Here is a 9,077-nt window from a genome sequence, read left to right as displayed (position 1 = left end):
CAGCCGTTGTTAGCCTATTACGACAAAGTCCCTTGGTAATTAGTCCGTCAGTTTCCCTCGGTAATGACACTACTACATCTAGTAGCTCCAATACTCTTTGCTCGTTTAATTTGCCCCGCTCTGCCCTTGACTTAATCCTGTTCATTCTTTGTTCTGCTAGGATTTGCGTGACTTCATCACGTATATTGCCATCTTTGTCTAACACTGGCATATCTGCTGTTGCTTCATTGAGCATATGTTGGGGTATTCGCTGATAAGCCCTAATTGCATGTCGTAGCTTTTGCTGTGACATCACATCATTAACCAACTTAAATACATCATTAGCAATCGCTGACTTTAACGGCTTTAGCTCATCATTGAATGCATTAGGGAAGCGTTCGCGCAAAATGCGTAAAGCTTTTTTAGTGCTGCACTTAGGCGGTGGTGGTAACTCTACTGGCTCTTTTTTCTTTTTTTGCCGTTTAGGCTTTACCTTAGCAACAGGCTTGGCTTTTGGTTTGATTGAAAGCTTTTTTTGTACCTGGGTTGATAATATGGCCTTTGGCTTATTCAGCCGCTGCTTAAGCTTTAATGGCTCGCGCTTACTGTCGTCAGGTTTGGCTTGTGGTGTTTCTGCATTAGGAACCACCACACGCCTTTTTTTCCTCACAACCACTTTGGTTTTGTTTGTGTCCGGGTCTCGCATGTTTGTACTTTTAAACTGTAGGCTTAAGCTGCCCGGTAAAATAACTTAGTTTCAGCATCTTGCACAACAAGCCCGTCTCTTATTAACCACCTGTAGTGTTTATCGACGGTTTTCTGACCAAGCTGGAAAGCCTTCATCATCTGCCGTTTATAGACACCCTCCCCTACAGGCAATTTACTAACAGCCTTCTTTACAGCCTGGTACTTTTCTAAAGCAGAAGCGCGCTTGATGTTGACCACATTGGATTCAGGCAACTGCAACTCTTGTTGTTTAGCTTCAACTGCTGGGGTGCCACTCTTTTCTGATTTCACTATCTCCAACTTGGGTGGCGTTGGCTTGGGTTTTTCCAGAGTGACACTCTTTTTTACCTTGGGCTTTCTGGGCTTTGGTGGGGTGTCACCCTCTTCCGCTTTAGCAACTTTGGTAGTTTGTGGCTTTTTAACTAATGACGCTTTGAATTGATTTTCCTCACGGATTAGCTCAATAAAGAAGCTGGCCACCAAGTCCAATAGAACAGCTAATAAGATGAATACATACACCTGAACTGTTGCCTTGTCTTCTCCTACAGCCGTAGCGATAGCACCTAATAGCGCAGTCATGGGCGTTTCATGGGCAACACCAACAGTACTAATCTTGTCTTGCATGTCCGCAGCTTGCTGACGCAACTCTTTGTTCTTTTCCTGCAAAGGCTGAGCAAAGTTCTTGATACTTATCAATCGCTTTCTGATTCTCTGCAATCTCATCAAGTAGCAACTGTCGTTGTTCAATGAGTGACACTCTTTTTTGTTCTTGCTGAGCAATGTTTGCTTGCACTCGTTGAGTGTCACTCTGTAGTCCACCTATTGAACCCAAGATACTGGCTGTTGCCAGGGTGATAAATAAAAGAGTGGCACTCAGTGCACCAGCCCAATCTTTACGCTGCTTGCGTCGTGCTATCTCTGGCAGTGCCATGAACTTGGCCAGTTCAAAAGCTAAAGCCAAGCCAGCAAACAGAGCACTATAGTAGTTGTTCTCTGAAATGCTCCAGAACAATAAGACAGATAGGGCTATTGATAGAGTGACTCTCAGTGACGCCCCAGTGTAGGCGAACAGCATCTGTAGTGTGGTCTTAGAGTGACGCTCTGAACTTGTATTAGAGTGGCTGTTTAGAGACATGCAGCTACCTTTATATGATATGATATCAAATCATTTGATTTATGATCAGATTAGATTGAATGATATCTTTTTACACGTAGTGTTGTACATTCGTTAGGCTTCTATTGTTGCATAAATAATACTAAATGCAATAATATGATATGATATCACTTTTAAAGGCGGGCTTATGATCATTCTTGTGGGGGAAGAAAAAGGGGGCGTCGGGAAGACGACAGCAGCAGTAAATTTAGCTGTGTGGAGAGCTAAACAAGGTAGAGATGTTTTGCTGATTGATGCAGATCCTCAACCCTCAGCCTCAAAGTGGGCTTTAAGAAGGTCAAGAGCTGAAGCTGAACCTAAGATACATTGTGTACAAAAAACAGGCGATATATACGATTCACTTTTTGACTTAAAAGATCGTTATCAAGATTTGATTATAGATACAGGTGGACGTGACTCTGAAGAGCTTAGATCAGCTTTGCTTGCTGCTGACATACTCCTAATGCCGCTAAAGCCTTCTACCTTTAATTTAGAAACCACACCACACATGTTGAAGCTTTGTAGCCAGGCTTCAAAGATGAATCGTAAGCTTAAATGCATACTGTTTTTTAATGAAGTGTCTACCCACCATTTATCAAGTGAAAAACGTGAAAGTATTGGCCTGATTCAAGAATTACCTGGTATCGAAATTGTGCAGATACTGGATGAGTGCCTTTATTCTCGTAAAGCGTTTCGTGAATGTGAGGACAGCGGCTTGAGTGTGATTGAATATAAAGACGAAAAAGCTGCTTTTGAAATGAACAAACTTGCTAAGAAGATATTTGCAGAAGTTGAGTAACAAAAATGCCTAAGAACTCATTAGTCACAGATGAAGAGCTAACCACTTTTTCAGCAGAAGAAAGAAAGGCCTTCATATCTGGTACAAAATCTAAGAAAGAGCCTGAGCCAGTTAAAACTGTTCAACAAGTCAAAGAAGTTGAGCCAGCTGCAACTCCAGCTGAGCCTAAAAATGATTTTGACCCGAATGAAAAGCCGACAGAGCAATTCTTGTTAAGGTTGAATCGCTATGAAGATCAGCTTCTAGGTGATGCATTTGAAAATTGCAAACATAGAAGCAAACAGCAGTTGTTAAAGGCTATTTTACTACCAGAACTAAAGAAGTTAGCTAAATATAAATGATATGATATCAGTTGATATCATGTTTTCTGATATTAGATAAATTTGAGGCTGATATTAAATAGTATCAGCTTGTTATATATGAAATGATATCATATCGTTTCAAATTAAAGCATAACATTTCATTTCATACTACAACCCTTGATATTCCACAGCTCTCTGCCATCCTTATTGGTACTTCAACCTGAAACAAAACTATAAGAAGTACCAATTATGAACACCAAAAAGCTTACTCAGCTGTCTACCCAGCACCCACGCTTAACCGTTCGTACCTTAGCCACCCTAATGGCCATTAATGATAATGGACATGGTTCAATTCCAGTGAACACTTTGCCCTGCCATCACTAACTTTTTCACCGCACTTACCCCTTCCGGTTTAGAATGGCTTCTCCATTCAGAATGCTCACGAACAATACGATGCAAGCAGTACAATCCTCTCGCCGGTTAACAGCTGATCAAAAAATCAATATTGCCTTTGATGCCATGAGTGGTATGACCATTACCCATACTGCCAATAAACACGGGGTGAGTCGTGGTTGCGTCTATGCCCATCAAGACAAAGCGAAGCAAGCCATTTATGAGGCCTTTGATGATACAGGAGATGACCGTCACGTATTATTTTATGTGCCAGTGACCAAAGCGTTCCTCTACCAGGTCGTGTTAGCGTTAGTGCTCATCTGTAAATCCAGTTACCGAGATGCGATGCAATTTATTCGCGATATTTTTGATCACTCGATTTCCCTTGGGCAAGTGGCTCACCTGATGAAAGTCGCCAGTCACCAAGCCCAGGAGATCAATCAGGGCTATGATTTAAGCCACATTCAAAACAGTGCTACCGATGAGCTTTATCACTGGAATCAACCGATTTTAGCGGTGGTTGATATTCCCTCTCGATTTTGTGCCATGCTCACCAAAGAAGAGTGCCGAGACGGTGATACCTGGGCGGTATCCCTAATGGATCTGATGGCGCAAGGCTATCAACCCGCTGTGTATATTTGCGATCATGCCATGGGGATGAAGGCTGGATTCGAGACGGCGTTGCCAGACACCCAGCTTCGCTTTGATCATTTTCACCTCATTGCCAGTACCCACAAATTATTGCGATCCTTAAAAAATCAAACAGCATCAGCGACAACAGCGGTGAGTAAACTTCAATCACGAATGGAGAAGGCAAAAGCTAAGAAGCAAGGTCGTCGCCTCTCGGCAAAATTGACTGCCGCCAACAGCCGACTAAGTAAAACACAAGAACTGTATGAATTGGTGAATACCCTTTGTGGTTGGTTGCTATATGATGTACTGCAGTTGCCTGGTATCAAGCCCAATGAGCGAGGCAGGCTGTATGACTTTATAGTGGAGGAGTTATCGGCCCTGAAAACCCAGCATCGCCGTATTGCTGCTTACGTCAGTTCACTGAAAAACCAGAAGCAACACTTACTGGCGGTGAGTCATACCCTTCATGAAGCCTTTGAGCAAATAACCGCTGATTATCAGGTGTCTATCGAAGACGTGTGGGGCATCTGTTACAACACGCGATTTGAGTGCCAAGCCCTAGCTTACCACCAGCATTCTCAACCCTTAGCAGATCGCTTAGGGGAGCAGTATGAGTGTATTGAAGATGAAGTATTAGCCATTATGGCTCGCACCCATCGTTGTAGCGCCATGATTGAAAACTTCAATAGCCGACTCCGGCTGACTATCGATCAACGAAAACCCTTCAATAATAGGCAGTTGGTGCTTCGACAATTCATTTTAAATCATCGGCCATTTCAGCGGAGTCATCACACTCATCTGATCGGGAAAACCCCAGCGGAAGCCTTAACAGGCGAACCACACCGTCACTGGTTAGAACTGTTAGGGTATCAGCGGTTTAAAAAGCCCGCTTAACTCATTTCCTCATTTACTCTGATCGTTCAAATTTATACTACTGCTGTGGTAGATATCTGCTCGCCCATTGTTCACTCAAAACCCCTATTTTTGAACTATGCCCAATTTTAAGTGCAAATCAACATTGGTATGCCAATATCAGTGAAAATTGGATAATTAATAAGCTGAAGGCCTCAGGGCGCCTGATTTTTCGATTTATTCAACAACGCCCATCACTGGGAGCTGTCACTACCCAGATATCCTATTTTTTGGATATTCCTCAATCGAGCAATAGGTGCCACGATATCATTAGCTTCTATAATTAACCAATAATTGTCTGAATGCCTATCAGGGTAGCTCTTAAGCTGAAAAGGCCTAGGCATTTTCAGCGGCACCAGTGCCTCTGTGCCTGGAATAGCAACGGTGTTCCTTCCCCCACCTCCGTTAATTTCATCATAGCTAGGGTCCCATTTCCCTGTACCGTAATTCCATACGCCGCCCTTGCTAAAAAGCCGGCCAGCAGTAAACGAATCATCGGGGTCAACAGTGCTCTCGGTGTCTGCATAATCAGTAGCATCTCCCACCAGATAATCAGGTCTGATGTCAGCTAAAGGCACGGCCCTATTTACAGTGGCGATAAACTCACTGTGCTTTAAGGCACGTGACTGTTCATCAGGAGGCATAAATATGGCGGGATTGACGTCTATCTCATTGTAAACGAATAGGTCATCGCCGTCCCCCCCAGTGATGTGTTTTCTGCCTTTATTTAGAACGAATGTCCCACCACCTCCAGAAGTTTTGTCAACGCTTACTACATCAGCACCCTGGTCGGTATCCACAAAATATGTTCCTGGGTTGACCACAGACGTATTATCAATATGTAGTATGGGTGCTTTATCATAGGTATAACGTTGGTGTGCCACCGAGCTCAGTGCTCGTACCCGATCGATACCACTCATTTTTCCCCAAGACATGTGCCCTGTGATCCGGTCATGCTCACCCCACAATTTGATATCCGTGAACATAAATTTTTCATTAACTTCCGCAGTCGTTATGTCGGTTTTAGCCAAGTGTATAGTTACGCCCATTTCCCCAAGATTCCTTGGCTCGTATAGGGCGACGACGCCAGCTCCCTGTTCTTGGCAGGTTTTAGAGTCTTCCGCCCGTTGCCCTGCCTTCAGGCATTTAATGTTTGGTAGTGGGGTTGGATACTTGTCTATGCCACCCATCCATTCACGTGAGGTAGCGGTTTCCACACGTTCGACCTTACCATTCCTTGCCATTTCGCCCGGCGGTAGTGATGGCCCCCCCACGTGTACGGAGTCGCCCATCTCCAGGGATGATAGGTCTGGCCTAGCGGTCGCATCCTCGCGCTCCTCCCCTACTGTGCGCTGCTGGATATCGGTGGCTATCCAGAAATGCGGTGATGAGGCATCTCTGCACCCCGCCAGAGCAATTAGCACTCCTGGGCTACTACGTACGGTACTTAGGGCTTCGTCTAGTGAGAGATCTTGCAGGAGGGACTTATCCCCGGGTTGCACTCTTGGCGCATATGGTGAGTTCAGCTGGCCGCATCGTGCGTATATTTTATAGGTCCGACCTGCATGGTAAACCCCACCTTTGGCGTATGTCTGTATCGTTGATCTATAATTACCCCGGTCATCCTGAATCAGGTTACTCAAGAGAATACTTATGACACCTTTTTTCTGCTGGCTGTCTGTTAGGCGTATTTGGCGGTTTCTTGCACCTTCATCTTCGAGGCTTTGTGCAGCTTCGTGTCCTACCCCAGGTAAGAATGAGAAAGTTTCTTGCAAAACTGTCCATAAGCGTTCTTCATCACTAAGCGTTACCCATTTCTCTATATTTCTTATACGTTTTATGGCAGCGACTAAGGCATGCCCTATAATAGTAACCACCATGCTTATAGCGCTTATTACCACGCTAGCCAACATACCTAAGGGTCCCAGTTTTGCCGCTATATTAGCCAAAATGTCGAGGCCGCAGCTAACTGCGTCAATCGCCCCATCCGCCACCTCGTACTCATTACTAGCCTTAACCAGCGAGTGTACAGCCATTCCACAGCTTAGTGCATCCCCGACCATAGATACTTTCGCTGCGAGTTTTCCTGCGAATTTGCTTACATAGTGAGCAAGCCCAGCGCCTACAACTTTCTGAGCGCCAGAGCTAAGTAGTGATTTGAATTTTTTGGTGCTTTTAAGAGCATCGCTAACCTCCTCCATTATTTTCGGGAGATCCTTCCCAATGAGACCATCTATGAGTCTCACTTCTAATATTTTACTAGTTTCTGTTATAAACTGTAGGGCAGCAGTCGACGTTGAAACCCCCGCGACGGTGGTAGATAAAACAAGCTCGGTTTGGGCATCCCCTATAGCTTCACTCACCGCCTCATATTGTTGTTTTATACCTGACCCAACAACCTCCCACACTCCAAGTGCCTCGAGACCGGCAGGGTCAAAGGGCAAGCTTGTATCAACCTCCCGTTCCTGCTGATACGTTGTTGATATGGCATCGTAAAGTTTCATACGTAATTCTTCGAGCCTGCCTAGCTGTTTTTTTTGGGCCTGGACATCCACGAGGCTCTTCACACCAAAGGCCAGTTTCACTCCAGCAAGTTTAGCCCTCTTATCCCGATTGCTAGTCAACCTACCGATATCACGTTTGGCTTCTCGTAGTATCTTTGATGGTAATCCAGCAGGCATGTTCAGCTTCTGGTCGTTCAGGTTATGAATATCGGATAATTCCCGTGTATTGATATATTTACCTGGTTTCCCTCGAACTCGTTTAGTGATCTCGCCTATCAATACACTGCGAGCTGCTCCTTTGAGCCGCGCCCTCACAAACGACGGGTCGGTCATAAGGGTATACATATCGTAACCCGTTATTTCATGGGCTTGAAGTACACGTACGACTGTAGCTGAATTCCTGTTGGTCAACAAATCATTTATTGATGAAAGCTGTGCTCTTTTTTGAGACATCATATCTTGTGACATTTTAGACATTATAGTTTTCATCCTATGGTTTAGATGGGTTCTGTTGAAAATTTTCTATTAATTCAAAAAGTACTTTACCTTGAACCCACTTATCCTGCTAAGGCATAAATTGTTCAGCTACTGATAAACTACACCGATAGTGTTTTGGTACTACTGGTTGCGGGTTTCATATCTGTTGAAGAAGCCTGCCAACCTCAATATTTGAACAAATAAAAATAATAGAGCCACTTGCAAAATTATACAGCCGAGCTGATTTAATACTTAGGAATTTTAAAGCTTAATTATACGACTACTGATGTATTAGTTAATAAGTCGAAAGAAAGACGATCACGGAATGAGTTTATCTCTGCTCAACGTTTCACTGATTTGCAGCAAAAAACTGTTTGTTTTGTAATCAAACCTGAATGTTAGGCGGACTTTCCCTATGGAGCCCAAACAATCGGTTTTTGAAGAGCGAGCTCACGATGGTATTTGTGAAGTGCCTGTTGTGATAGCCCCACCTGCTTTCCCATTAACACCAACTTTGATTGGCACAGGATGCATTCCAGCGGATTTTTACCAAAGGTTTTCATCAGTAGGTCAGGCCAGCGAAGGGGGATAGCATTTTTTTCGGATTGGCCCAGTAAGTTATACACCTTGGGTCTAAGTACAGGACAGAACAGTGAATAGGTGATAAAAATCAATCGATTAGAAGTGAATTGATTCCTCATTGGCATTACAATTCAGGTCGCGAAACCATCAAGTTAAGCCGACTACGTCGGCGGCTTTTTAACGGAAGTTCTCCTGTAGGCGCTACTGCTTAGCCCAACTTTCTTAAACACCATTGGTGTAACCTTTTACTTCTGTTATTATCCCTGCCTCATTTTTTGTAGGCGGATGATGACTCATGCCAAAGAAAAAAACTGTTATTAACCTCGAGTGCAAACGTTGTAAGCGGGAATTTGATTTTGAGGCAGGCAAGATCACTTTTTCTGAAAAAGACCATTCCCCTATTTTTGAAAACCAGATCGTCTGTTACCGCTGTGGTCCACTGACTCAAAATGACGTCTTCCTCACCTTCCTTGGCCAGACCCAGCTAACCGATATCTACCTTCACGGTTAGGCCTATCACCATTCGCCTTCCCTCCCCTTACAAACGCATGCTCACCGTGATGAGCACCTGGTGGTTGTTCTATCAGCAGCACCGAGAAACCCTGCGACCCGCCATT

General features: G+C 44.2%; 9 protein-coding genes. 5 read left to right on the top strand and 4 right to left on the bottom strand.

Going from position 1 to position 9,077, the window contains the following annotated elements; genetic code table 11:
• The 3 genes from ORQ98_RS28060 to ORQ98_RS28050 all read right to left on the bottom strand — a co-directional run.
• On the bottom strand, positions 1-685 hold a 685-nt coding region (locus tag ORQ98_RS28060; RefSeq protein ID WP_274692145.1), incomplete at its 3' end, for a ProQ/FINO family protein.
• A 23-nt stretch (positions 686-708) separates the two neighbouring features.
• The gene (locus ORQ98_RS28055; RefSeq protein ID WP_274692144.1) at positions 709-1,329 is read right to left on the bottom strand and encodes a hypothetical protein; all 621 of its coding nucleotides are present in this window, start codon (positions 1,327-1,329) and stop codon (positions 709-711) included.
• On the bottom strand, positions 1,313-1,840 hold the full coding sequence (locus tag ORQ98_RS28050; RefSeq protein ID WP_274692143.1) for a hypothetical protein: 528 nt from the start codon (positions 1,838-1,840) through the stop codon (positions 1,313-1,315). Before ORQ98_RS28050 ends, ORQ98_RS28055 begins: the two co-directional genes overlap by 17 nt.
• 166 nt (positions 1,841-2,006) lie before the next feature.
• On the opposite strand from ORQ98_RS28050, the gene ORQ98_RS28045 reads away from it, so the two are divergent.
• The 4 genes from ORQ98_RS28045 (at position 2,007) to ORQ98_RS28030 (ending at position 4,879) form a co-directional block, all read left to right on the top strand.
• Positions 2,007-2,657, top strand: coding sequence for an AAA family ATPase (locus ORQ98_RS28045; RefSeq protein ID WP_274692142.1), 651 nt, complete (start codon positions 2,007-2,009; stop codon positions 2,655-2,657).
• Between the two features lie 5 nt (positions 2,658-2,662).
• Positions 2,663-2,998: a hypothetical protein gene (locus tag ORQ98_RS28040; RefSeq protein ID WP_274692141.1), complete on the top strand. Its 336-nt coding sequence runs from the start codon at positions 2,663-2,665 to the stop codon at positions 2,996-2,998.
• Between the two features lie 210 nt (positions 2,999-3,208).
• A complete protein-coding gene (locus ORQ98_RS28035; protein ID WP_274692140.1) occupies positions 3,209-3,343 on the top strand; it encodes a hypothetical protein in 135 nt (44 codons plus the stop codon).
• Positions 3,344-3,412: 69 nt separating this feature from the next.
• The gene (locus tag ORQ98_RS28030) at positions 3,413-4,879 is read left to right on the top strand and encodes a hypothetical protein (RefSeq protein WP_274692139.1); all 1,467 of its coding nucleotides are present in this window, start codon (positions 3,413-3,415) and stop codon (positions 4,877-4,879) included.
• Between the two features lie 212 nt (positions 4,880-5,091).
• Here the strand turns inward: ORQ98_RS28030 and ORQ98_RS28025 are convergent, their stop codons facing one another.
• Positions 5,092-7,878 carry a hypothetical protein gene (locus ORQ98_RS28025; protein ID WP_274692138.1) on the bottom strand — a complete coding sequence of 929 codons (2,787 nt, stop codon included), beginning with the start codon at positions 7,876-7,878 and terminating at the stop codon, positions 5,092-5,094.
• Positions 7,879-8,293: 415 nt separating this feature from the next.
• On the opposite strand from ORQ98_RS28025, the gene ORQ98_RS28020 reads away from it, so the two are divergent.
• Positions 8,294-8,470, top strand: coding sequence for a hypothetical protein (locus ORQ98_RS28020; protein ID WP_274692137.1), 177 nt, complete (start codon positions 8,294-8,296; stop codon positions 8,468-8,470).
• The last annotated feature ends 607 nt before the right edge of the window (positions 8,471-9,077 follow it).

The organism is Spartinivicinus poritis, from assembly GCF_028858535.1.
Taxonomy (GTDB): domain Bacteria; phylum Pseudomonadota; class Gammaproteobacteria; order Pseudomonadales; family Zooshikellaceae; genus Spartinivicinus; species Spartinivicinus poritis.
The sequence above is the reverse complement of the archived record's forward strand: the minus strand, read 5'-3'. Positions and strand labels throughout refer to the sequence as shown.